The organism is Microcystis sp. 49638_E5 (assembly GCF_021300285.1).
Classification (GTDB): domain Bacteria; phylum Cyanobacteriota; class Cyanobacteriia; order Cyanobacteriales; family Microcystaceae; genus Microcystis; species Microcystis aeruginosa_C.
The window spans coordinates 1-24,301 of record NZ_JAJTDH010000042.1 but is presented as its reverse complement, the minus strand read 5'-3'; the positions used below and the strand labels follow the sequence as shown (position 1 = coordinate 24,301).

At 43.8% G+C, this 24,301-nt stretch carries 20 protein-coding genes; 13 read left to right on the top strand and 7 right to left on the bottom strand.

Annotated elements, in window-relative coordinates; genetic code table 11:
- Positions 1–13: 13 nt before the first annotated feature.
- Positions 14–1,255, bottom strand: coding sequence for an AmpG family muropeptide MFS transporter (locus LW728_RS13590; RefSeq protein WP_287766976.1), 1,242 nt, complete (start codon positions 1,253–1,255; stop codon positions 14–16).
- 306 nt (positions 1,256–1,561) lie between these two features.
- Between LW728_RS13590 and LW728_RS13585 the strand changes: the two genes are divergently transcribed.
- The 3 genes from LW728_RS13585 (at position 1,562) to arsS (ending at position 5,051) form a co-directional block, all read left to right on the top strand.
- On the top strand, positions 1,562–2,182 hold the full coding sequence (locus LW728_RS13585; protein ID WP_004268880.1) for a GNAT family N-acetyltransferase: 621 nt from the start codon (positions 1,562–1,564) through the stop codon (positions 2,180–2,182).
- Between the two features lie 349 nt (positions 2,183–2,531).
- Positions 2,532–3,944 (top strand): LCP family protein, encoded by a 1,413-nt coding sequence (locus LW728_RS13580; RefSeq protein WP_287671060.1) that lies wholly within the window; start codon positions 2,532–2,534, stop codon positions 3,942–3,944.
- Between the two features lie 129 nt (positions 3,945–4,073).
- On the top strand, positions 4,074–5,051 hold the full coding sequence (gene arsS, locus LW728_RS13575) for an arsenosugar biosynthesis radical SAM (seleno)protein ArsS (RefSeq protein ID WP_004268883.1): 978 nt from the start codon (positions 4,074–4,076) through the stop codon (positions 5,049–5,051).
- Between the two features lie 354 nt (positions 5,052–5,405).
- Here arsS and LW728_RS13570 read toward each other — a convergent pair whose 3' ends face one another.
- Together LW728_RS13570 and LW728_RS13565 are read right to left on the bottom strand one after the other, a co-directional pair.
- Entirely contained in the window at positions 5,406–5,678 is a 273-nt protein-coding gene (locus LW728_RS13570; protein ID WP_287766975.1) for a DUF3143 domain-containing protein, read from the bottom strand.
- A gap of 5 nt (positions 5,679–5,683) precedes the next feature.
- The gene (locus LW728_RS13565) at positions 5,684–6,166 is read right to left on the bottom strand and encodes a J domain-containing protein (RefSeq protein ID WP_287766974.1); all 483 of its coding nucleotides are present in this window, start codon (positions 6,164–6,166) and stop codon (positions 5,684–5,686) included.
- Positions 6,167–6,478: 312 nt separating this feature from the next.
- On the opposite strand from LW728_RS13565, the gene LW728_RS13560 reads away from it, so the two are divergent.
- From LW728_RS13560 to ppsA, 5 genes are all read left to right on the top strand, one after another.
- Positions 6,479–7,042: a thylakoid membrane photosystem I accumulation factor gene (locus LW728_RS13560; protein ID WP_287766973.1), complete on the top strand. Its 564-nt coding sequence runs from the start codon at positions 6,479–6,481 to the stop codon at positions 7,040–7,042.
- 270 nt (positions 7,043–7,312) lie between these two features.
- Positions 7,313–8,875 carry an iron uptake porin gene (locus LW728_RS13555; RefSeq protein ID WP_004268890.1) on the top strand — a complete coding sequence of 521 codons (1,563 nt, stop codon included), beginning with the start codon at positions 7,313–7,315 and terminating at the stop codon, positions 8,873–8,875.
- A gap of 499 nt (positions 8,876–9,374) precedes the next feature.
- Positions 9,375–10,823 (top strand): M16 family metallopeptidase, encoded by a 1,449-nt coding sequence (locus LW728_RS13550; RefSeq protein WP_287670855.1) that lies wholly within the window; start codon positions 9,375–9,377, stop codon positions 10,821–10,823.
- Positions 10,824–10,896: 73 nt separating this feature from the next.
- On the top strand, positions 10,897–11,151 hold the full coding sequence (locus LW728_RS13545) for a UPF0175 family protein (RefSeq protein ID WP_287766971.1): 255 nt from the start codon (positions 10,897–10,899) through the stop codon (positions 11,149–11,151).
- A gap of 367 nt (positions 11,152–11,518) precedes the next feature.
- A complete protein-coding gene (gene ppsA / locus LW728_RS13540) occupies positions 11,519–13,960 on the top strand; it encodes a phosphoenolpyruvate synthase (protein ID WP_004268894.1) in 2,442 nt (813 codons plus the stop codon).
- Positions 13,961–14,317: 357 nt separating this feature from the next.
- Here ppsA and LW728_RS13535 read toward each other — a convergent pair whose 3' ends face one another.
- Entirely contained in the window at positions 14,318–15,328 is a 1,011-nt protein-coding gene (locus LW728_RS13535) for a hypothetical protein (RefSeq protein ID WP_287766970.1), read from the bottom strand.
- 267 nt (positions 15,329–15,595) lie between these two features.
- The gene (gene folD / locus LW728_RS13530) at positions 15,596–16,453 is read right to left on the bottom strand and encodes a bifunctional methylenetetrahydrofolate dehydrogenase/methenyltetrahydrofolate cyclohydrolase FolD (protein WP_287231891.1); all 858 of its coding nucleotides are present in this window, start codon (positions 16,451–16,453) and stop codon (positions 15,596–15,598) included.
- 89 nt (positions 16,454–16,542) lie between these two features.
- Between folD and LW728_RS13525 the strand changes: the two genes are divergently transcribed.
- From LW728_RS13525 to ctpB, 3 genes are all read left to right on the top strand, one after another.
- Complete coding sequence (locus LW728_RS13525) at positions 16,543–17,241, top strand: hypothetical protein (RefSeq protein WP_004268899.1); 699 nt, start codon at positions 16,543–16,545, stop codon at positions 17,239–17,241.
- Positions 17,242–17,351: 110 nt separating this feature from the next.
- Positions 17,352–17,771, top strand: coding sequence for an NUDIX hydrolase (locus LW728_RS13520; RefSeq protein ID WP_004268900.1), 420 nt, complete (start codon positions 17,352–17,354; stop codon positions 17,769–17,771).
- A gap of 142 nt (positions 17,772–17,913) precedes the next feature.
- Positions 17,914–19,239, top strand: coding sequence for a carboxyl-terminal processing protease CtpB (ctpB, locus tag LW728_RS13515; RefSeq protein ID WP_353736996.1), 1,326 nt, complete (start codon positions 17,914–17,916; stop codon positions 19,237–19,239).
- Positions 19,240–19,482: 243 nt separating this feature from the next.
- Here ctpB and recR read toward each other — a convergent pair whose 3' ends face one another.
- Together recR and LW728_RS13505 are read right to left on the bottom strand one after the other, a co-directional pair.
- Positions 19,483–20,073 (bottom strand): recombination mediator RecR, encoded by a 591-nt coding sequence (recR, locus tag LW728_RS13510; RefSeq protein ID WP_071839459.1) that lies wholly within the window; start codon positions 20,071–20,073, stop codon positions 19,483–19,485.
- A gap of 151 nt (positions 20,074–20,224) precedes the next feature.
- Positions 20,225–20,758: a DUF4330 domain-containing protein gene (locus tag LW728_RS13505; RefSeq protein WP_149986834.1), complete on the bottom strand. Its 534-nt coding sequence runs from the start codon at positions 20,756–20,758 to the stop codon at positions 20,225–20,227.
- A gap of 305 nt (positions 20,759–21,063) precedes the next feature.
- Between LW728_RS13505 and speA the strand changes: the two genes are divergently transcribed.
- Together speA and LW728_RS13495 are read left to right on the top strand one after the other, a co-directional pair.
- Entirely contained in the window at positions 21,064–23,103 is a 2,040-nt protein-coding gene (gene speA / locus LW728_RS13500) for a biosynthetic arginine decarboxylase (RefSeq protein ID WP_287766968.1), read from the top strand.
- Between the two features lie 609 nt (positions 23,104–23,712).
- Positions 23,713–24,301, top strand: a 589-nt coding sequence (locus LW728_RS13495; protein WP_287766967.1) for a PPC domain-containing protein, incomplete at its 3' end; no start/stop codon positions are given.

Here is a 24,301-nt window from a genome sequence, read left to right as displayed (position 1 = left end):
CTCATAAATTAGCTTAATCCTGCTCTTGCCAAGGAGCAAATAAAGGCAATAACGCTAACCCGGGTAAAGCGGCGATTACCGTGATTAAAAAGAACCACCGCCAACCGATCGCCTCGGCTACAACTCCGGCGGGAGCCACCAAAATATCGCGACTAAAGGCCATTAAACTTGATAAAAGGGCGTACTGAGTAGCGGTAAAACGAGCATTACAAAGACTCATTAAAAAAGCCACAAAAGCGGCAGTGACTAAGCCACCACAGAAGTTTTCAATATTAATAGCCAAGACCATAAAAGGATAATTTTGCCCTAAATTTGCTAAAATAAAATAGACTAAATTACTAATAGCTTGCAAGCCGCCAAAAATCCAGAGCGATCGATTAATTCCCCAACGACTTAACAGGGAGCCACCTAATAAAACTCCCACCATAGTTGCTATCATGCCCATGCCGCCTTGGATCGCCCCGATATCGGTTTGACTGAAACCAGTTTTTAAGAGAAAAGGAGTCACCATATTATTAACTAAAGCATCCCCTAAACGATAGAGAACAATAAAGGCGAGAATGCCGATTCCTTGACCTATTTGATAGCGTTGAAAAAACTCTTGGAAAGGCAACCAAACCGCCTCTAAAAGGGTTTGAGGAGTATCATCCCTAGGGGGAGTAGCCGGGGCGAAAAAAGACCAAATAATCGTTAAAGCCATCAATCCAGCCAGGAAAAGATAGACGAGAGGCCAGGGAAAGTGATCGGCTAAAATTAAAGCGATCGAACCGGTTAAAATTAAAGCCAAACGATAACCTAAAACCCCGATCGCTACCCCGGCACCCATCTCCCATTTTTCTAAAATATCTGTGCGATAGGCATCGTAGGCAATATCTTGAGTGGCACTAAAAAAAGCGATCAGTAAAGCATTAATTGCCAATAATTCCAAAGATTGTTTTGGTTGTTGAAAAGCCATAAAACCAATCGCTAAAGTTAAACAAATTTGAGCGATTAAAATCCAACCGCGACGACGACCAAGAAAAGGAGGAACATAGCGATCGAGCAAGGGAGACCAAAGAAATTTGAGAGAGTAGGGGAGGGTAACTAAACTAAATAAACCGATCGATTTCAGATCAACTCCTTCGGTGGTCATCCAAGCTTGCAGGGTGCGACTGGTGAGAAATAAGGGCAATCCGGAAGCAAAACCTAAGAATAACAAAGCCGCCATTTTTTGACTGCGGAACACTTGCAAATAAGCGGAAATTTCTTTGATCATAGAGAGGATAGGAGGATAGATTAGATTAAAGAATATAGTTAATTGACCCAAAAAGAAAGAGATTAGTTCTGACCAGCATCATTCCATCTTAACCATGGCCCGGCGATCAAAAAAAATTCCCGAAAAATAGCGGTCTTTCCCCCAACTGGGGCTATAGGCAGTAGAATAGATGAGATTTTGATTCAGTAGTCTTGAAAAATTGCGGGATTCTCCTTAAGATAGATGCTTGATTCTCCCAACTAGCTCCCACCCCTATTTACCTTTCCCAGATAAGGACTGCCATCCCCATCTTCCCTGCCGACTCCTGTGATTAAAGTGGACTCCTGTTTTATCTCATACCTATTGTCTCATCCCTCCGACTCGGAAGCGACCGGTGACACTGCCGCCATTACCGTCGAGGTGCGTTTGGCCCAAAGCCAAGATCTCAAAAGCTTGGCGGAGATTATCGCCGATAGTTTTTTCCCCACGGCCAATTATTGGTCTTTTCTGCGTCCTATCTTTAAATTAGGCATTTACGAGGACTTACGGGGACGATTACGCGGTGATACCCCTTACTATCACTGTCTGGTAGTCAGTCAAACCAGTGTCACCGCCACGGGTCCTCAGGAAGTTATTGTCGCTACGGCGGAAATCAGCTTAAAATCCAGTTCTTTTTTAGCTGTTCCCATTCCTTATATTTCTAATTTAGCCGTTAGTCCCGATCGCCGGCGTGCCGGTCTGGCCCGGAGATTGCTGCTCAAGTGTGAACAGATCGCTAGAGAATGGGGTTTTGAGGAACTTTCCCTCCATGTTCTCGATAATAATCTAGCAGCCCAGTCACTGTACTTAAGTAGCGGTTATCGTCTGCAAAAAACCGACGGTTGGTTGATCAATCGGTTATTTAATCGACCACAAAAGTTATTTCTGCACAAAAAAATCAGCCAATGAGGAGACTCCGAGACAGGTTTTAGGGGTTGGGGTGTTGCGGTTTTAGTTCAATTTCCCCACTCCCCCACTCCCCCACTCCCCCACTTCCCCGCTTCCCCGCTTCCCCGCTTCCCAATTCATAATTCATAATTCATAATTCCCACACCCCGCTCCCACGAAACAAACCCTAGATATTTCGACAAAATTGCGATGCCGAAGAACTATAAGGAAAAATTCTGCTATATTATCTGCTAACTCTCTAGAAAACCCGATTAGTTTAATAATCTTTTCCGGTTATCTGAGAAAACAAATAGTTTATCTCTTTAAATATGGTTTTAGGGAGATATTTAGTGATTGTGTGAGGCAATTTGTGGTTAATAAGACGAAATCAAGGCTTAAAAGCGGAAAATCAAGCAAATTAGCGGCTAAACCTGTTAAAAAGCGGCGATTGTCGGGTAAATGGTTCCTGACAGCCCTAGGCTTAACTGGCTGCGCCCTAGTTTCCGCTACGGCGGGGGCTATGTTAGCTGTGTCTCTCTCCTCCACACCTTTGCGACAAGCTGCTCTTAGTCCCGAAGAAGCCGCCGCTTTTAACAATCAACAGGCCATATCCTATGAAAATCTGCAACTTCCCGCCCTCAACCGCCCCGTTAATATTCTGGTAGTTGGCGCGAAAGTGTTGACATCCGATGTCAAGGAGGCACAAACCCCAGATCTGGGTTATCATGCCCCGGTTAATTCCTTGGATGGTTTAACCGATACCATGCTGTTACTGCGTTTTGACCCCCAAAGACAGAAGTTAACCATGCTTTCCATCCCCCGGGATACCCGCGCCGATATCGAGGGTTACGGGGAGAAAAAAATCAATGAAGCTAACGCCCTCGGTGGACCGGCTTTAACGGCGGAAACGGTTAGTCATCTTTTGGACGGAGTGGCTATCGATCGCTATGTTCGCATTAATGTGCAGGGTGTGGAAAAATTAATTGATGCTTTGGGGGGGGTGACGGTATATGTTCCCAAAGACATGAAGTATCAAGATTTTAGTCAACACCTCTACATTGACCTGAAAAAAGGGGAACAACACCTCAACGGCGAGAAATTCCTCCAGTTTGCCCGTTTTCGTTACGATGCTAACGGCGATATCGGTCGTATCCAACGACAACAGCAATTAATGCGGTCCTTAGTAGAACAAACCCTAAAACCAGCAACTTTACTGAAAATTCCCGATATTATCGAGGTTATCCGCACCCATATCGATACTAATCTCAGTTTAGAGGAGTTACTCGCCCTAGCTGGTTTTGCATCCAAAACTCAGCGCGCTGATGTGCAGATGCTACTGCTACCCGGAGACTTTAATGGTGATGGTCGGCAAGGGATCAGTTATTGGTTGCCCAATCAAAGTAAAATTCAAGAGCTAGTGGCTCAACATTTTAACCACGGCTCTTTTATCGCTGACATCGAAGAAACCACGCAACCGACTCGCATAGCTGTGGAAGATAGCATCGATAATCCAGAAGCGGTGCAAACTCTAGTCAGATATCTGCGCTCGTTTGGTTATGAAAATGTTTTTGTCTCTAAGTCTTCATCGCCAATTCTAGAAACTACCAAAATTATTGCTCAAAAAGGGGATGATTCCCTGGCTGCTGCCCTGCATAATAGCCTTGGTGTCGGGGAAGTTTTGGTGGAAAGTACGGGAAATCTCGCTTCTGATGTGACGATTAAAATTGGTCAAGATTGGCAAGAAAAATCAGCTAATCTTTCTGATCTATCCCCTGGCAACTAAGAGAAAAATCAAGTTTATCTGAGTTAGGAGTTACCCATTGACAAAAAACTCATCCATTATCAGTTATCATTGATTAGTGATTGGTCACTGTTTACTGTTCACTGTTTACTGATTACTGTTTACTCTCCCATGACCCCTTTTGTTGAGAAAATAAAAACTCCTTTAACTAAGCAAAAAATCTCGGTTCTGCAAATTAATTTGGGAAAAAAATGTAACCTTGCTTGTAGCCATTGTCATGTGGAAGCAAGTCCAGTTCGCTCCGAAGAAATGACTCCAGAAGTGTGCGAACAAATTATCGAACTGATCGCAAGATTTCCCCAAATTAAAACCGTCGATCTGACCGGCGGCGCTCCAGAAATGCTCTACGGTTTTAAGCCAATTGTGGAAATCTCTAGAAAAGCTGGGAAACAGGTAATTGTGCGCTCGAATTTAACTATTTATTTCGAGAAAGGATTTACTGATATTCCTGAATATTGCGCGGGCCATCAGCTGCGGGTGGTGGCTTCTTTACCCTGTTATCTTGCCGATAATGTGGATAAAATGCGCGGTCTGGGAGTCTATGATCGATCGATTGCTGCTTTACAATGGTTGAACCGTCTCGGCTACGCTCAAGAGCCGAATTTGATTGTGGATTTAGTCTATAATCCCCAGATTCCTAAGTCAGAGAATTTTTCTCTTACACCGGATCAGGTATCCCTAACACGGGATTACAAAAAGTTCTTGCAAGAACATTTTAATATTTCTTTTAACAATCTGTTTACTATCACTAACCTACCCGTCGGAAGAACCCGTTTCCATCTGGAACACCGGCAACTCTATCAACCCTATCTTCAATTCCTCGAAGACCATTTTAATGGCGATACTGTCGAGCATTTGATGTGTCGTAATCAGCTTTCGATCGATTATTTGGGTAATATCTATGACTGCGATTTTAATCAGATGGAAGATCTGGCCGCTTGCACCGGTCAAGACCAAAAATTAACCCTGTCGGATTTATTACAAGCGGATAGTTTAGATCTAATTGCAGAGGTACAAACCGCTTCCTATTGCTACGGTTGCACTGCCGGCAGCGGTTCCAGTTGTGGGGGAGCTTTGATTTCAAGCTGAACAAGTGTACTGGATTGACAGCGCATCTCGACAAATTTAGTACAAATGCTCGGACTAGCTTTCCCTGCTGCCAACTCCGGTGCTGTCTTAACGAGTAATCTTAGATAGGGTTTGCGGCAAAAAGTTTTTCGTGGGGGCAGGGTGTGGGGTGTGGGGTGTGGGGTGTAGGGTGTAGGGTTTTACCGATTTTGAGGGGGTCAATTACCTAATTTTCAGGGAAAAAGTACCTGAATTTTCCCCCCGCTCACTCCCAGGTCCGGTACTTTTGGATTGACAAAAAGTCTAAAAGTCTTATCCAGCAAGGTTTTTAGATTTATTCAGCAAGCCCTAGATAGTCAAAAGTTTGGCTAATGATTAGGGACCAGAAAAAACCGCCGATTCGATATCTTGGCGACTAAGGGAGTATTTAAAAGCGCGATTGATATCACTGCCGTCATTGGCTGCCCGAAAGTAACGAACGGTGATTTCTTCGATATCGAGGCAGATTTCCGCTTTCCATGTCAGTTTTTCCACAGTCCAACAGTGGATATTCTCGGTATTTTTCCGACAACCTAATTTAACTAGCCATGCTTCGATCGCCGGTAAGGGATGATTATAGAGGGGAGTATCAGCAGTGGGAATCTTCATCGCATCTAAATCAAAAATAATTGGGCTACAGTGACGGCATTCTCTCCTCGAAGCATAGCAATAATCACCGCTAGTAACAAGCAGCCCAGCAGGGTGAGTGCCAAGATAAACAAAGCAAAAATCTCTCCCGAAGATAGGGGGCGATCGGTAGGATCGAGATAGGCGCTACGATTAGCTATGGGTTGATCGCCATCCGGGATAGTTTGGATGACATTCCAGCGCGAGTAACCTATCTGTAAATCATACAGGGAACGGCGATCGGGATTACTCAGGGTGGCATAAGCTTCGTTAAGACGCTGGAATTTAACCGTTGCCACTTCGGGGCTGAGTTCGGTAGTATCGGGGTGGTATCGTTTGCTCAGTTCCCGATAGGCTCGTCGCACTTCGATCACCGAGGCACTCGGATGTAGTCCTAGAATGGCATAATAAGTATCGGCAAAGCGCGAGTTAGCGGCAATGACTCGCGAGGTGGTTTGGGAATTACGCACCTTGAAAACTAGAGTTATGGGGTTCTATAGGGGAATGCTCCTATAGGTAAAAGCTCTAAGCGTCAAGTACCAGAGAAACCAATTATTTTAGAGGTTTTGAACTGTATCCTAGGGCATAGGAAAACAGGCTTCTGTAAGGGAGCGAAAGTCTGAGGAGAGAACCACCTCTGGGTGGGATTTCGCCAGGAATCTAATTCAAGTGGACTCGTTGAGCCAGAAATTCTCAGCAGTGATGCTAGAAGAATCCACGTCTGTTTACGGCGTGGGGTATGTCAAACTAAAAATTGTCTTAATATTCTAACCCTGTTGATCATGAAATCTCGTTATCGGCTGCGTCTTCAGATCTTTCTTGTCTTTCTCATTGTTGCTCTGACGAGTTTGTCTCCTTGGCTAACCCCTAGCGCCTATGCGGGGATCGATGATGATCGCCTCGATGGTAATATTTTTGTGGTCTATGCGGGTAATGGTTCCCTCGTACCACCGCGTTTAAATTTAGCGGAAACTTTTCAACGGAAAATTCCAGCTATAATCGTCTATTATCTGGATGATAGTAGTGATTGTAAGCGATTTGCGGCGATTGTCTCCCGTTTTCAAGAGTTTTACGGTCGCGCCGCCAGTATTATCCCCGTTACTGTCGATTCTATCCCCTTAAAGTCTTCCTATCGTCCCGATGAACCGGGTTACTATTATCGTGGTGGGGTTCCCCAAACGGTGGTTTTAGACCAACAGGGTAAAGTGGTTTATGATGGTTTGGGCAATGTTAAATATGAAGATGTGGATGATGTCTTAAGAAAGGTTTTTGAGCTTCTGCCTCGATCAGAATCGGTAGAGTTAAAAAGACGCTCTTTTAACGAGTTTAACGCTGAATTGCGCTAGTTACCTCTTTTTTATCCTCAATTGAACCAAAAATAATCATTTAGAGATGCTGTCAGCAGCGTCTCTATCTTGTTTTTAGGAACAATAAAATTATTTACTTATTGCTTTTATTATCATTTAAGATTTATTTGAACCGATAAATGCTAGGCAATTCAGATTTTATCTGGAGTAACACTTGAAAAATATTAGCAATAGTGCCAGACTGGAAAAAGTTTGCTAACCTGATTATACTGAGAATAATAATCATTCTTGTAGGTGTGGGAGACAGCAATGAAAATAAAGCAAAATTTCCTAACAGCAGCGATATTACTGGGTTTTTCTGGTCCGGTACTGGCTAATAGTCTCGAAAACCTCTCTAGTAACCCCATGGCACAGGTGACGACGGTGAATCAATTGCGGGATGTTTCTCCCACCGCCTGGGCTTTTGAGGCCTTAAGAAGTCTCGTGGAGAGGTATGGTTGTATAGTAGGTTATCCTGACCGCACTTTTCGCGGTGAACGCGCTTTAACTCGTTGGGAATTTGCCGCCGGGTTGAATGCCTGCTTAAATACCCTAGAAAGATTGATTCAAGAAGGAGTAGCGGTATTAAAAGAAGATCTAGACAAAATCAAGCGATTAGTCAAGGAATTCGAGACAGAATTAGCGGCCTTAGGGGCTAGAGTTGATAACTTAGAAAATCGAGTCGCTTTTCTGGAAAATAATCAATTTTCCACCACTACTAAATTAACCGGGGAAGTGGTGATGGCATTATATGGGGTAGCCACAGGAGAAAAAAACGGTGGTGAAGGGATTCCCCAAGTACCAGCTTTTGGTTATCGGGCCCGTTTAGAATTAAATACTAGCTTCACAGGCAAAGATTTACTCTATACCCGTCTAGCAACGGGAAATATTGCCGATTTAGCCGATACCACGGGAACTTTTGCAAGTACCTTAGCCTTTACCCAACCGGACGGCAACGATTTATTGGTAGAAGTTTTAAACTACAGTTTCCCCGTCACGGAAAATATCCAACTCTGGTTAGAAGCGACGGGAGGTGCTAAAGATGACTTTACCAATACCCTCAACTTTTTGGATGGAGATGGTGCTAGTGGGGCGCTTTCCGCTTTTGGTACTCGCAATCCCCTTTATTTTGCCCCCGGACAAACTGGACTCGGTTTACAGGGTAATTATGGGGCTTTGCAATTCAGCGCCGGTTATCTTGCTGGGGATGCTAACGATCCTAACCCGGGAGCGGGTTTATTTAACGGTTCCTATACTGCCCTAGGGCAGCTGGGTTATGTTCCAAACGATAATTTTGGCATTGCTTTATCCTACTTTCATGGTTATAACCAATTAGACACGGGAACGGGAAGTCAGCGCTCGAATTTCCGATTTTTCACCGAAGAACTATTCGGGGAGGCTGTCCCGACCATTAATAATAGTTTGGGTTTACAATTTAGTTGGCGAATTGTCGATGGTTTTGTCCTCGGTGGTTGGGGTGGTTACACAAAAGCTATCACCCTTAGCACCTTAGATGGACAACTAGAACGCGGGGATTTAGATATCTGGAATTGGGCGGTAACTTTGGCTTTTCCTGATTTATTTAAGGAAGGAAATACGGCCGGTATTATTGTTGGTATGCAGCCCTGGGTATCTAGTTCTAGTATTAGATTAAATGATGGCAGTTCCACTAATGATCCCGATACTTCCTTTCATATCGAAGGATTTTATGAGTGGAAACTTACCGATAATATTGCCCTTACTCCTGGGGTAATCGTGATTACTTCTCCTAACTCAAATAACAACAATTCCACCTTAGTTATCGGTACTATCCGCACGACTTTTACTTTCTGATTTGTCTAGGCAGCCGGTCAGAAATAAAGATAAAGTATGACGGGATTTGACATCATCTCTCGACGACCGGCTGCTGTTCCGACATTCCAAACCCTTAACTATAGCACTTTTCACGTTACTGAGGTATCGACAAGTTTTGCCAACAAAGGGTTCCCTTGCCCATGCCTCATTTTGATGAGGTGCTGCCAGAGCAGCAATGCCGACCCCTAGTTTAGAATGGGTTTGTAGGGGGAACGAAAATACTCAAGAATCTGATGGAAATTGGTAGTGCTAAACAAGTAATGATAAATCCAAAGAGGAATTATAGTGATGGATAAAATACTAGATCCCCCCGATCCGTAGGGGATTTTGGACAATTAGGCATGGCGGAGAGACACTTGATTTTTAGCGACTATTCTATCATCATTACTTCTTGAGGACTACCGTAAAAAGCAAAAAGCGGCTAAGTTTGCCTTTTGCTCCCTCTTATCTATTCCTCTCGATAATTTTCACTCAAATCATGAAAAAACGCTTACAATGGCTAGGTTTAATCATTATCACCCTGATGGGTGTCCTAGCTTTTCGTTCCCCGGCAATTGCCCAAACCCCGCGACATTTTACCGATTTAACTTTTCCTCCCCTTCCTGAAGTTACAGTTCCCCAATACGAACGTTATCAACTAGATAATGGTATGGTGGTTTATTTAGTGGAGGATCGGAGCTTACCTTTAGTGAGTGGTACGGCGATGATTCGGACGGGAGGAAGATTAGAACCGGGGGAAAAAGTCGGATTAGCCGATATTACTGGAACCGTGCTGCGTAGCGGTGGCACGGAAAAACATCCTTCTAATGTCTTAAATCAATTATTAGAACAAAGAGCAGCCCTCGTAGAAACCTCGATCGATCTTAACTCTGGAACTGCTAGTTTTAGCGCTCTTAGTGAAGATTTAGAAGCAGTTTTTAATCTCTTTGCCGAGGTTTTGCGTTCCCCAGCTTTTGAAAGTCAGAGGGTGGAATTAGCTAAAGTTCAGGAAAAAGGAGCGATTGCTCGACGTAATGATGATCCCAGTGATATTGCTAGTCGGGAGTTTAAAAAGCTAGTCTATGGTGATAGTAGCCCCTACGCTCGTACTGTAGAATATAGCACTTTAGCTAATATTGATCGTCAGGATTTAATCGATTTTTATCGTACCTATGTCCGTCCCGACCAAATAATTTTAGGAATTGTCGGTGATTTTGATTCTCAGTCGATGAAAGCATTAATCAATAAGACTTTTAGCGATTGGAAAAATCCCGCAACTGCCCCTAAAATTGTCACCCCTTCGGCAACCCAAAAAAATCTTCAAGGTGTCTTTATTGTCAATCAACCCCAATTAACCCAGAGTAGCGTTTTATTAGGTCATCTTGGTGGTCGTTTGGATAGTCCCGACTATCCCGCTTTAACGGTATTAAATGAGATTTTAAGCGGTTTTGGTGGTCGTTTATTTAATGAAGTACGTTCCCGTCAAGGATTAGCTTATTCTGTCTATGGTATCTGGAATAGTCGTTATGATTATCCCGGTTTATTTATTGCGGGAGGTCAAACTCGCACCGATGCCACCGTACCTTTTATTAAGGCAATTTTAGGCGAAATCGAACGCCTTCGCAATCAACCCGTTACTGCCAAAGAATTGGAAGATGCTAAAAATGCTATTCTCAATTCTTTTGTTTTTAAGTTTGAGAAACCTGCTCAAAATTTATCGCGATTGATGACCTATGAATACTATGGTTATCCCCAAGATTTTATCTTCCGTTATCAACAAGCGGTAAAAGGGGTGACAATTGCCGATATTCAACGAGTGGCCCAACAATATCTGCAACCGAATCAAATTGTGACTCTAGTAGTGGGTAATGAACAGGAAATTCAACCTCCTTTATCCAGTTTGGGAACTACGGTTAAAACTGTTGATGTCACCATTACACAACTATAAATAAATCTAGGTTGGATGGAGCTAAACTAGGTGAAATCCAACCTAAAAAAATTAGATAAATATAGCACGATAGATGACTTTACAAGTCACAATAAATTATCCTGAAAATTTACTCGACTTTCTTCAAAAAACACGAGAGGAATTCGATAGAGAAGCAACCTGGGCTATGGTAGTAAAACTCTTTGAGATGAAACGTATTTTATCGGGTATGGCTGCCAATTTATTAGGAGTGGATAGGGTTAATTTTTTATTGAGATTGACCGATTTTGGCGTAGGGATGATTGACTTGACAGAAGAAGAACTATTATCAGACCTTGAAAATGCCTAAAACTGAAGGTGACGTATTGCTAAATTACAGCCCTTCTCGTAAAAAAAAGTATAACCTAATTTGGTATTGACTCCTGACTGCTGACGACCGACTCCCCAAAACGAAAACTTCCTATCTCACCATTGAGATAACTGCTGTAACTATTTTGAGATAACTAAGGCTATCATTGAGGAAAGTTACTGTTGAGACTCCTGATTAGTTTATTAATTTTTGTGTTAAGTAGCTAGACAATTAAACCCTTTAGAGATAGGGCGATCATGGCGGAGTTTGCTATTATATAGTTTTGTAAATAAATATCAAACTCAAGGATTTTTGAAGATGGTATGTAGCTAAACTGAAAGTATAGATTACAGAGGTAAAAATACTTATGATGCTACTACAAGATGTTGCGAGAACCTCTAGAGAACAAGCATTAATTCTGTGGTTTGAAGAAGTAGACAGCAAAGATGTGGGATTAGTCGGTGGGAAAAACTCCTCATTAGGCGAAATGATCCAACAATTAACCCCGAAAGGGATTAATGTCCCCACAGGATTCGCCACCACCGCTTACGCTTACCGTCACTTTGTCGAAAAAGCCGGACTAGACGCACAATTAAGACAAATTTTCCAAGATTTAGACGAAAACGATGTGCAGAACCTGCAAGAAAAAGGTAAACAAGCACGCACATTAATCCTCAATACACCGTTCCCCGATGATTTAAGTCATGCGATCGCTATTGCCTATCGCCGACTCTGTGAACGTTATGGCGATGATCTCTATCATTCCATCGATGTGGCCGTTCGATCGAGCGCCACTGCCGAAGACTTACCAGAAGCGAGTTTTGCTGGACAACAGGAAACCTACCTCAACGTGCAAGGGGTGAGGGGAGTTTTAGAAGCTTGCCATAAATGTTTTGCCTCTTTATTCACCGATCGCGCTATTTCCTACCGTCATCATAACGGTTTCGATCACTTTTCCGTCGCCCTTTCCGTCGGTGTCCAAAAAATGGTGCGTTCAGATCTAGCCACCTCCGGGGTGATGTTTTCCATCGATACGGAAACAGGGTTCAAAAATGCCACTTTAATCACGGCAGCCTACGGTTTAGGGGAAAATGTCGTGCAAGGAGCCGTTAACCCCGACGAATATCTGGTTTTTAAACCCACTCTTAAAAACGGCTACAAACCCATCCTCGACAAACGCCTCGGCAGTAAAGCCATCAAGATGATCTACGATGATGGAGGATCGCGTCTAACCAAGAATATCCGAGTTAACAAGCTAGAACAGGATCAATTCTGCATTAGCGACCAAGAAATCCTCACTTTAGCCCGTTGGACGACCCAAATCGAGGAACATTACTCGCAAGTGCGCGGAACCTACACCCCCATGGACATCGAATGGGCAAAAGATGGGATCACGGGAGAACTCTTTATCGTTCAGGCCCGTCCAGAAACCGTACAATCACAAAAAGCCGCTAATATCCTTAAATCCTACGAAATTAAAGAAAGAAGTCAAGTTTTAGCGGTGGGACGGAGTGTAGGTGCGGCAATCGGTCAAGGAAAAGCCAGAGTCATCCTCAGTGTAGATAAAATCAACAACTTTAAACCGGGAGAAGTTCTCGTCACCAATCGCACGGATCCCGACTGGGAACCGATTATGAAACAAGCAAGCGCGATCGTTACTAATCAGGGTGGTCGTACTTGCCATGCCGCTATTATCGCACGAGAAATGGGCATTCCGGCGATCGTGGGTTGCAATAATGCCACGGAAACGATTAAAACCGGTCAGGAAGTCACCGTTTGCTGTGCGGAAGGGGATGAAGGGAAAGTTTACCTCGGATTGCTACCCTTTGAAATTCTTGAAACTCCCCTGGACAATTTGCCCCAAACTCGGACAAAAATCCTCATGAATATCGGTAATCCCGAAAAAGCCTTCGCTTTTGCCGATATTCCTGCCCAAGGGGTCGGTTTAGCGCGTCTAGAGTTTATTATCGCTAACCATATTCAGGCCCACCCCAGTGCCTTGCTGAAATTCCACGAATTGGAAGAAGGAGACGTAAAAGACCAAATCGCCGAATTAACCAAACACTACGAGGATAAACCCCAATTTTTCGTCGATAAATTGGCCCGGGGAATTGCCATGATTGCAGCCGCATTTTACCCCAAAGATGTAATTGTGCGGATGTCCGATTTTAAATCCAATGAATACGCTAATTTATTGGGTGGCAAACCCTTTGAACCCAAGGAAGAAAACCCGATGATCGGTTGGCGCGGCGCTTCCCGTTATACTGATCCTAATTATCGCGAGGCTTTCGCTTTGGAATGTCGGGCGCTGAAAATGGTCCGGGAAGAAATGGGATTAACTAATGTGATTCCGATGATTCCTTTCTGTCGTACCCCCGAAGAAGGGATGAGAGTCCTTGAAGAAATGGCGAAAAATGGTCTCGAACGCGGGGTTGATGGTTTGCAAGTTTATGTGATGTGTGAGTTACCAAGTAATGTAATTCTTGCTGACCAATTTGCTCAGGTGTTTGACGGATTTTCGATCGGTTCTAATGATTTGACCCAATTAACCTTAGGATTAGATCGGGATTCTGCCCTAGTTGCCCATCTTTTTGATGAACGGAATGAGGGAGTTAAACGCATGGTGAAAATGGCCATTGAAACCGCTAAAGCCCATAATCGCAAAATCGGTATCTGTGGTCAAGCCCCCAGTGATTACCCCGAATTCGCTCAATTTTTAGTGGAATTAGGCATCGATTCCATCAGTCTTAATCCTGATTCTGTCCTCAAGACTTTATTGATGGTGGCAGCAGTGGAGCAAGGACAATAGTTTAGTGACAAAGGTGGGCAAGTCCCACCTTTTTTTGTCTTGATATAAGTAATACTAAATCCGTCGAGTATAGGCTACATATCAGGACAGGCACTCAGGCAAAAGGGAGAATAAATAATCAGTTTTTACTAACCAGATTTAGTATTAGATATTGAGGGGTAATTAATTAAAATTCCCAACAGTGATTAGCATCCTTTAACGCGGCTTTTACCGTCGATAATTGACTGAAATTCTCCAATAAATAGAGCAAAATAAGATGGTAATTTCTTCTAAAATTAAGGAAAGTTTTTGATTATCACCAGAGGATAAATATCGATCCACCAGTTGATAACATTCATAGATTTTCAAGAATAATTATTAGTTTTTTAAGAGATGGCGGTACTTTTCTTGGAGATTTTCCGTTGCTTGAGTTAATTTTCCCTTGTCGTCTAAGATGGATAGTTTCATGATTTCCGATGAGGCTTTAATTAAAAGCAGTACCTCCCGAAACTTGGCTGCATCTTCCTCTAGATGAGGATTAAAATTAGCTCGTGACTCCAGTTCATTTAAACTCTGAATAGCTCTACTATTCAGACTATGAACGAGGTATTGTAACTCCTTAATTCTGCGCTGAACTTGTCCTAAAAAACCCTTACTTTTATCTAACTGAGCTATTTTATTATCCACTTCCTTGGCGTATTCGATAGCTTTAGTTAGGGCCTTTTTCCCTTCTCCTCCTAAGACAAAACCACCAATCATTAAAGCAGGTCCGACGGTAATACCTCCTAAAACCACTGTTCCCAGGGCCATACCACCACCACCGGCAGCTAAAGAACCACCTCCTAACCATGCTAAGGTAGCATTCCAAGCCGCTACCCCACTAAGTCCACTAATTGCTGTTCCTGTACTAGCAGTACCGAAAAGACCAATTAATCCTAGGGTTCCCTGACTGGCTGCCGAAGCGACTCCCACTACTTTTAAACCCCCCACAGCCAAACTTTGCGCGTCTAACACTTCTGCTTTATATTCCTTGAATTGTTCGGCAGAAAATCCCTCAAACCCTTCTAAGAAGCGTTGATGGGATTGGGAAGAATTTTGACCAAGTCTTTGACCTATTCTTTGATCAATTCTGCTAATAAACTTAATAAATCTGCCGATGGTGTTGATTTTGACATTAATTTGCAGTTGACCGTATTCTTCCGCAAATTTTTGGGTAGCTTGAAACTTTTTTTCTAGGGATTTGTTGGCTTTTTTATATCTTTGTTCGGCACTTTTGCCAATTTTTTGCGCCTTTTGTAGCTTGGATACACCATCAGCACCAGCACTAACTCCCACACCAGCAGTAACTAAGGCCGCCGCACCAAGAATAATCGGGATAATAAAGATCATGACCGAAAAGCTCCTAGTTTATTCAGTTTTGTAAAATTCTACCAACATAGTTAAAAAAAAATCAAGGATTGTATCGGTAGAATTACGGCCCTCTTATTCTTTGTGTGATTAGTTTAACTTATATAGAAGCGATCAATCTTTGTGTCCTTTGTGTCTTTGTGGTTCGTTCCACGCACTCGCCAGCAAGACTGTATTTTAGAATAGATTTTACCCACCGAACCCAAGAGAGCCGAATCACTGAATAGCTGATAGCTGGTAGCTGAGGATTTATAACTTGCGTTCGTAACTTAACAAGGTATTTTTTAATAACATTGCCACTGTCATCGGACCGACACCACCCGGTACAGGAGTAAGATAACTAGCTACTTCTAAAACTCCAGCATAGTCCACATCCCCCACCAAACGGTCAGCGACGCGATTAATCCCCACATCCACCACTACCGCACCAGGTTTTACCATATCCGGGGTGATTAAATTCGCTTTACCGACCGCAGGTACTAAAATATCGGCACTTCTGGTTATTTCTGCCAGATTTTCCGTGCGCGAGTGAGCAATAGTTACCGTAGCGTTTTCCTCCAATAACATTAAAGCTAAAGGTTTCCCCACTAGAATGCTGCGACCCAGTACCACCGCGTGCTTACCGGCTATGGGAATATTATATTCTTTCAGCAGTGCCATGACCCCCGCAGGAGTACAACTGCGGATACAGTCCTCACCCCGCACTAAACCGCCTAAATTGAGAGGATGTAAACCATCAGCATCTTTTTTCGGGTCAATTTGGTAGAGAAGGGAAACCGCGTCTAAATGCTTAGGTAAAGGTAATTGAATTAAAATCCCGTCCACCCGCTCATCTTGATTGAGACGGACAATTTCCGCTAAAACTTCTAGTTCATTTGTATCGGTTGGAAAATGACGACCAAAAGAGGCCATACCGATTTTAGTACAAGCTTTCTCCTTATTGCGGACATAAACGGCACTAGCGGGATTATCCCCCACCATCAACACCGCTAACCCCGGAGGTCTTCCCATTGGAGATTTTAGCGTCTGGATGCGCTCTCCTAGACCAAGCTGGATTTTTTGAGCTAAGGCTTTCCCGTCGAGAATTTGGCAAGTAGTTACGGACATTCTATGATAATACCGAGAACAAAAATCTTTCGGATCTATTCTATGGTCAAAAAGATTGGCTAATCGCACTCGTTAAGGTTAAAGCAAGAATGTCTATTCAGACTCGTGTAGGGCGCATCGGCAGTTTATTATTATTGCTAGGGTTATTCGGTTGTAGTACCCTTGCTGACCTCGGTATTGCCGTTCCCTACATCGGTGATCCTCCCCTAACAGCGATCGAGCAATTACAGGAAAAACCAAAAGGTGCTTTAGTTTATCTTAGGGGAACTGTGAGCAATTATGCCCCTTTTTTAGCGGGAGGAGCCTATCTTTTGCAGGATGGTTCGGGCAAGATTTGGATTCGCACCAATAGCAATAAATTACCCCGTCAAGGCGAAGAAATCGTCATTAAGGGCAAAATTGACTTTGAAGTTATTCCCCAGGGTTCCCAAAGCGTTAACGAATTGTATGTGGTGGAATTAGAACAGATGGATGCAGTAGCAGTTAATTCGGTTCCCACTCCTTCCCCGTCCCCAGAAATTAAACCTTCCCCCACCTCAGAAGTTAAACCCCCAGAAAATAATTCTCCCCCAGTCTCCACTAAACCCCTCGAAAATCCCCGACAGGTGACAATTCCCAGCGCAGCTGAAACAAAACCCCCAGCAACTCCCGTCGTTACCCCCGTTAAACCCAATCCCCCCGCGCAACCCGTCGCGGAAGCGATTCCCCCCAAACCCCCCGCAGTGGTTAAACCCATCCCAGATCCCCTCGATGCTTTCTTTTTACCCCATAAACAAAGCGAGAAATAGCTAGGGTTAGGTGTGGGAATTATGAATTATGAATTATGAATTATGAAGTGGGGAGAAAATACAAATAATCTCCTGACAACTGATAACTGACAACTGATAACTGATAACTGATGATATTTGTTGCTTTGGCGATTTTAGAACAGGACGGTCGCTTTTTAATGCAGTTGCGCGACGACATCCCGACGATTCTCTATCCGGGGGTGTGGGGTTTATTTGGTGGTCACTTAGAAGCGGGTGAAAGTCCAGAAATAGGGTTAAAACGAGAGTTAAAAGAAGAAATTAACTACGAAGCCCCTAGTTTACGCTATTTTCGCTCTTATAACGATGATAATCTCTCCCGTTATCTTTATCATGTACCCCTGACCCTGGAATTAAAAAAATTAGTGCAAACGGAAGGGCAAGATTTAGCATTATTACCCCAGGCTGCCATCCGTCAAGGGGAATACTATTCCGAGAAGATTAATCAGACTCGTTCTTTAGGAAAAATTCATCGCCAGATATTACTCGATTTTCTAGAAGTAGAATTATAGTGGATATTAGAGCCAGACAAGGAACTCCCCTATCTATACGAAAGTCGTAGTTAACACCGCTCCTCACCTCCCTCGAAGGCAAAATGCTCCCGCTTTTTGAATGGCTTTATCTAAACGTCAATCTTATTTTGGCTTTGTCTTTATGAACCAGTCGCGTCCCTCGTTCGTTTCCGTGCAGAAACTCCTATCTGGAGGTGCGATCGCTACCCTAGCAGTTAGTTCCCTGATGGTCTTTACCCCCGCAGCCAAAGGGGAAAAACCCTTAGAAGATAACCCGAAAGCGGTCATCGACCAGGTTTGGCAAATTGTTAATAATGAATTTGTAGATCGTAGTTTTCATCAAATTGATTGGCAAAAAAAACGTCAAGAATTGTTAAGCAGAAATTATACTAATCCCCAACAAGCTTACACGGCAATCCGGGAAGCTTTAAAGGAATTGGGTGATACTTATACCCGTTTTTTAACTCCTAGGGAATTTTCTGTCCTCACCAGTCAAACTTCTGGAGAATTATCGGGAATTGGGGTACGTTTAGCTCTCGATAAACGCACTAGCGATCTGGTCGTTGTCGATACGGTGAAAAAATCCCCCGCCAAGGAAGCGGGAGTGAAAAGCGGCGATCGCCTGATCAGAATTAACGGCAAACCCACCGCTTTAATGACCTTAGAACAGGCAATGGAAGCACTACAGGGAGAAGTGGGTACTAGCGTTAGTTTACAGCTTGCCCGTCCCGATCAAGGGGTATTTGAAGTGACTTTGACCCGGGTAGATATCGAAATTCCCTCGGTTAGCTATACCCTTAAACAGGAAGGTGGGGTGAAAGTTGGTTATATCAAACTGGATGAATTTAGTTCCCACGCAGCCGAACAAATGAAACAGGCGATCGAGGAATTAAGTCAACAACAGGTATCCGGCTATGTTCTCGATCTGCGGGGCAACCCCGGCGGGTTACTATTTGCTAGTGTCGATATCGCTCGTATGTGGATGAAACAGGGCAAAATCGTTAGCACCATCGATCGACGGGGCGGAGATCGCCAATTTATCGCCAATAACACCGCTATTACCGATTTACCCCTAGTAGTCTTGGTTAATAAAGGTTCCGCCAGCGCCAGCGAAATCCTCGCCGGAGCACTAAAAGAAAATGGCCGGGCGACTTTAGTAGGTACATCGACTTATGGCAAGAGTACCGTCCAATCGGTACACACCCTTTCCGATGGTTCTGGTTTAGCGGTGACAATTGCCCGTTATTATCCCCCCAACGGCGAAAATATCTACAAAAAAGGCATTAAACCCGATGTGCAGATCGAGTTAACCCAGGAACAACAGCTGCGCTTCCGCGATGATCCTTCTTTGCTGGGAACTAAGGATGATCCCCAGTACCAACAGGCGATCTCACTCCTACAATCCCATAATGTTAAACGTCCCGGCACTAGCAATCTCAATAACCCTTTGAGTAGTCGGGCCGAATAATCGTCCTAGAAAATCTGGGGAAACGGCGACTGTCTCGGCGAAATGGCGATTCTAGAACGGCCTTTAAAGCATTTAACAGCGCTCTCTCTCGCTCCCGTGCAGTTGCTCGTGATTCCCGCCCAAAGATTTCTGCAGCTACAAATTATGCACCTAAGCATAAGACGCAGTATAAAACTGTATCTTAGATTACAAATGCTCGATTATTCGCCAAAAAGTAACCTGATCAAAACCTCACACCCTGCTCTATAATTCCCGACGACCTTCTAAAGCTCTCGCTAAGGTTACTTCATCAGCGTATTCCAGATCGCCGCCCATGGGCAACCCAAAAGCGATGCGGGTAACTTTAGTGAAGGGTTTTAGTAAACCCCCGATATACAAAGTCGTGGTTTCCCCCTCGACACTGGGACTGATAGCTAAGATAACTTCCTGAATTTTTTTCTGGCTGACTCTGGTGACTAAAGACTGTATATTTAATTGATCCGGTCCAATGCCATCCATAGGTGAGATAACACCCCCTAAAACGTGATATTTGCCCGAATATTCCCTAGTTTTCTCCAAAGCAATCACATCTCTGGAGTCAGCTACCACACAGATAGTCCCCGTTTCTCGGTTGGGATTGCGGCAAATTTCACAAATCGGTTCGGCCGAAAGATGGAAACAAACCTGACATAATCCTACTTGTTTTTTCGCTGCTACGATCGCCTGGGCCAATTCGAGCGCATCTTGTTCCGGTCGTTTGAGAATATACAGGGCCAAACGTTGGGCGCTTTTGGGTCCGACTCCGGGTAATTTTTGTAACTGCTCGATCAAACGAGCTAAAGGCGGTGTATAAATAGCAGTTAATCCTCTTATCAGTTTTTTAGTCGTCAGGATTCAGGAGTCAGGAGGCAGGATTCAGGAGACAGGGGATTGGTTTTATTTATTCTCCCTGCTCCCTAGTTCATAATTCATAATTCATAATTCATAATTCCCCACTGCTCACTGATTAAGACCTTTTTGGTAAACGGACATCGATAACACTGGTGTTGAAATTATAATTATCTCCTTCCAACTCGATTAAAGTGCCAATTTTCACCTTTTGACCGCCAACAACCGCACCGGTATCGGTAACTTCCGCTTGACCACTGAGAGTCATGATCATATCTTGAGAATAGTTTTCCGTGCGGGGATCGGGTAGGACTTTCACACTACCATCTGGCTGCGGAACTAAGACATTTCTCGCTAAAGGTTTAACATTTTTTATATCCACTTGACCAGCCGGTTGATTACGAATAACAATATTAGTTTTCTTCTCGGTATTGAATTGATTAATCAAAGCATTGGGATTGAGAACACTTAAACCCCGGACAATAACATCCACTTCTATGGGTTCTTTGGTAACTTGAGCGATCGTACTTTTACCACTCGTCCCCGGGACAACAAAAATACCGATAATTGTCAATAAAATTACTAGGGCCGCTCCGATATCAAGCAAGCTAAATTTACCGAATAAACGTCCTTTTGAGTCTAATAAATTCATAAGCGGTTCACTATAAAATTTTTGGGGAGAAGGGAACAGGGTGGTCACTGCGTGCGCGTTGCGGGGGGTGATGGGTAGGGTTGATTCATGAATCAACCCTACTATGAATCAACCCTAGGGTGATGGGGGATGGGGAGAAAATACAAATAATCTCCTATCTCCTGCCGACCGCCTCCTGTCTCCTGAATCCTGAATCCTGCCTCCTAAGAGCTAGTAAATTCTATCATGATCAGAATCTTGGTCGCAGACAGGAAGTCTGACTTAAGATAGAAGATCGGAGTCTCACAAGGAGCGATCGATAGACAATGGCGGGTAAAACTCAACTTAAAAAACAAGAAAGGCAATTATCTCCAGTCGATCTGACCCCTTCTGACGGTAACAACCTCGAAAAAGTTGCCCCCGTTAAACATTGGTCGATCGAAGATAGCGAAAATCTCTATCGCATCCAAGGCTGGGGAGAACCCTATTTCTCGATCAATGCCGCAGGAAATATTACCGTCTCGCCCCAGGGAGAAAGGGGCGGTTCTTTGGACTTATACGAGTTAGTTTCAGCGATTAAGCGGCGGAATATCGGTTTACCCCTGTTGATTCGGTTTAGTGACATCCTTGAGGATCGGATCGAGCGCCTGAATGCCTGTTTTAGCCGAGCGATCGCCCGTTATAATTATCCCAATGTCTATCGCGGTGTCTATCCGATCAAGTGCAATCAACACCGTCACATCGTCGAGTCTTTAGTGCGTTTTGGTAAACCCTATCAATTTGGGCTTGAGGCTGGTTCAAAACCTGAGCTAATGATTGCTTTAGCTACCCTAGAACCTGCCTTAAACGGCAAAAATGACAAAACACAACCCTTGCTAATTTGTAACGGCTATAAGGACAAAGAATACATCGAAACCGCTCTTTTGACCACTCGTCTCGGTCATCGGCCTTTGATTGTCATCGAACAATTGGAAGAATTATATTTAACCCTGCGCGTCAGTCGTCAGTTAGGAATTGCCCCACATTTGGGAGTGCGTGCGAAACTGGGGACAAAAGGGGTGGGACGTTGGGGATGTTCCACGGGAGACCGGGCAAAATTCGGTTTAACCGTCCCGGAAATCCTAACGGTGGTGACGGAATTAGAACAAGCGGGGATGTTAGATTGTCTGCAACTGCTGCACTATCATATCGGGTCGCAAATCTCCGCTATTAGCGTCATTAAGGATGCTATTCGCGAAGCTAGTCAGATTTATGTGGAATTAGCGAAATTAGGGGCAAATATGACCTATCTCGATGTGGGGGGTGGTTTAGGGGTCGATTACGATGGCTCAAAAACTAACTTCTACGCCTCAAAAAACTACAATATGCAGAATTATGCTAACGATATCGTGGCCGAGGTCAAGGAAGCTTGTGAAGATGCCCAGATTTCACCCCCGATTCTCATCAGTGAAAGTGGACGGGCGATCGCTTCTCATCAATCGGTGTTAGTCTTTGATATCCTGGGTAGTAGCGAGGTTCCCCAAAATCCCCCCGATCCCTGCAATGGGAAAGAACACCTCATCCTCCGTAATCTCTGGGAAACCTACACGGGTATCGATGAGCGCAATTATCAGGAAGCTTATCACGATGCGGGACAGTTCAAAGAGGAGGCGATTAGTCTGTTTAATTTCGGTTATCTCAGTCTCAAGGAACGAGCTAGAGCCGAACAATTGTACTGGGCTTGTTGTCACAAAATTCTGCAAGTGGCCCGACAACAGGATTATGTTCCCGATGACTTGGAAGACTTAGAGCAAATTATGGCCTCAATTTATTATGCCAATCTCTCGGTTTTTCAGTCAGTTCCCGATAGTTGGGCGATCGATCAACTATTTCCAATTATGCCGATCCATCGTCTTGATCGAGAGCCTACCCAAAGAGGCATTCTCGCAGATTTAACCTGTGATAGTGACGGGAAAATTGCCCAGTTTATCGATTTGCGCGGGGACGTAAAATCCGTTTTAGAATTGCATCCGTTGGAGTACAAAAACGGGAAACATTCTCCAGAACCCTATTATCTAGGAATGTTTCTGGTGGGTGCTTATCAAGAGATTATGGGCAATTTACATAATCTTTTTGGCGATACTAACGTGGTACATATTCAGATGAGTCCCAAGGGATACGATATCGAGTATCTAGTCAAAGGAGATACGATCACGGAAGTATTAGGTTATGTGCAGTATTCTGCGGAAGACCTGTTAGAAAGAATTCGTCTTCGTTGTGAACAAGCTTTGCAGGAAAATCGCATGACTGTGGAAGAATCCCAATTACTCCTACAGGATTATGAACGCAGTTTGCGGCGTTATACCTATCTAGTGGGTGGGGATTAATAGAGGTTACTTGTGGGGGAAATTTAGCTCATTTTCCCTTTTTAAAGCATTGATCGCAGAATTTTGGGCTAATGCTACCTCTGGTAGTACATTTATATGTATTTTCTCACTCCTTTCTTGCCGTCCCGCAGGAGGGAAGCGACATCAACATCTATTTCGTAAAAATTTAGTTACAAATACTTTGCGATTTGTGTCAATAACTTGCTACCTGCTACTTTTGCTACAGGAAATAGGTTACAACCCACATTCCGCATTTCTTATCATTCAATTGATAATTTGATAATTATTACTAATACATTGCTTACAACCCATTGGCAGGAAGGATTATAGCTACAATTATTGATTTTCATCAAGGTGATGTAAAAATATATAAAAATATATAAAAATATATAAAAATGTGCGGAATTTCGGTTACAACTAATGATGGAATAGAGTAAGTGGGTGGGTGGAATTAAGTATAAGATGAACGTAGGTTGGACTTCGGCCGTGAGCTTTTGCCGAACGGTTGAAGCATGAAACCCAACTCCTGCTCATGTTACGCTACCGCCAACCCATCCTACAAATAATTTTGCCTCCCTACTTAAAAGTCTTGACTCAAGGAGAAAAAAGATGCTTGACCAAAGTTTCAACCTATCAGACAGCAATGTTTTAGATGATATCTTCCAGTTACCAACCCTTGGCGTGGGATCAGGTTTGGGACGCTCCGACTTGATTACCCCTTTTGTCCGCAAAAGTCTCCAGGGACTGGATTCTGACTTTTTAAGCAATTCTCTGGAAGAATACCAGCTAGAACTGAAAAATCGCTGGCAATCATCCGAATCCCTTTCCTCTTGGCCTCAAGACGGTGATTTTTTAACGGGTCAAAGTAGTTTTGTGGGTCTTCCCAGTTCTGTTGACCTAGCCGGCAATACCCTCGCCACTGCCAGAGCGATTACAGTCGGTTCCAGCACCACCAGTTACACCGATTGGGTAGGAAGCACCGATACCAACAATTACTATTGTTTTTCCCTCGCTAATTCTGGTAACTTTAATCTTGGTCTAACTGGAATGACCGCCGACGCGGACGTGCTACTGTTAAATAGTAGCGGTTCTGTCATTGCCTCCTCTACTAACGGTGGTACGGCTTCTGAGAGCATTACCAGTCAGTTGAGTGCAGGCACCTACTACATTCGTGTCTATCCCTATCAAAGTGCTAATA

What these genes read in the sequence shown, in the direction of transcription:
- LW728_RS13590 (WP_287766976.1), bottom strand. Translation starts at nt 1,255, where the DNA reads ATGATCAAAGAAATTTCCGCTTATTTGCAAGTGTTCCGCAGTCAAAAA.
- arsS (WP_004268883.1), top strand. Translation starts at nt 4,074, where the DNA reads ATGACCCCTTTTGTTGAGAAAATAAAAACTCCTTTAACTAAGCAAAAA.
- LW728_RS13570 (WP_287766975.1), bottom strand. Translation starts at nt 5,678, where the DNA reads ATGAAGATTCCCACTGCTGATACTCCCCTCTATAATCATCCCTTACCG.
- LW728_RS13560 (WP_287766973.1), top strand. Translation starts at nt 6,479, where the DNA reads ATGAAATCTCGTTATCGGCTGCGTCTTCAGATCTTTCTTGTCTTTCTC.
- LW728_RS13555 (WP_004268890.1), top strand. Translation starts at nt 7,313, where the DNA reads ATGAAAATAAAGCAAAATTTCCTAACAGCAGCGATATTACTGGGTTTT.
- LW728_RS13550 (WP_287670855.1), top strand. Translation starts at nt 9,375, where the DNA reads ATGAAAAAACGCTTACAATGGCTAGGTTTAATCATTATCACCCTGATG.
- LW728_RS13545 (WP_287766971.1), top strand. Translation starts at nt 10,897, where the DNA reads ATGACTTTACAAGTCACAATAAATTATCCTGAAAATTTACTCGACTTT.
- ppsA (WP_004268894.1), top strand. Translation starts at nt 11,519, where the DNA reads ATGATGCTACTACAAGATGTTGCGAGAACCTCTAGAGAACAAGCATTA.
- LW728_RS13535 (WP_287766970.1), bottom strand. Translation starts at nt 15,328, where the DNA reads ATGATCTTTATTATCCCGATTATTCTTGGTGCGGCGGCCTTAGTTACT.
- folD (WP_287231891.1), bottom strand. Translation starts at nt 16,453, where the DNA reads ATGTCCGTAACTACTTGCCAAATTCTCGACGGGAAAGCCTTAGCTCAA.
- LW728_RS13525 (WP_004268899.1), top strand. Translation starts at nt 16,543, where the DNA reads ATGTCTATTCAGACTCGTGTAGGGCGCATCGGCAGTTTATTATTATTG.
- LW728_RS13520 (WP_004268900.1), top strand. Translation starts at nt 17,352, where the DNA reads ATGATATTTGTTGCTTTGGCGATTTTAGAACAGGACGGTCGCTTTTTA.
- ctpB (WP_353736996.1), top strand. Translation starts at nt 17,914, where the DNA reads ATGAACCAGTCGCGTCCCTCGTTCGTTTCCGTGCAGAAACTCCTATCT.
- LW728_RS13505 (WP_149986834.1), bottom strand. Translation starts at nt 20,758, where the DNA reads ATGAATTTATTAGACTCAAAAGGACGTTTATTCGGTAAATTTAGCTTG.
- speA (WP_287766968.1), top strand. Translation starts at nt 21,064, where the DNA reads ATGGCGGGTAAAACTCAACTTAAAAAACAAGAAAGGCAATTATCTCCA.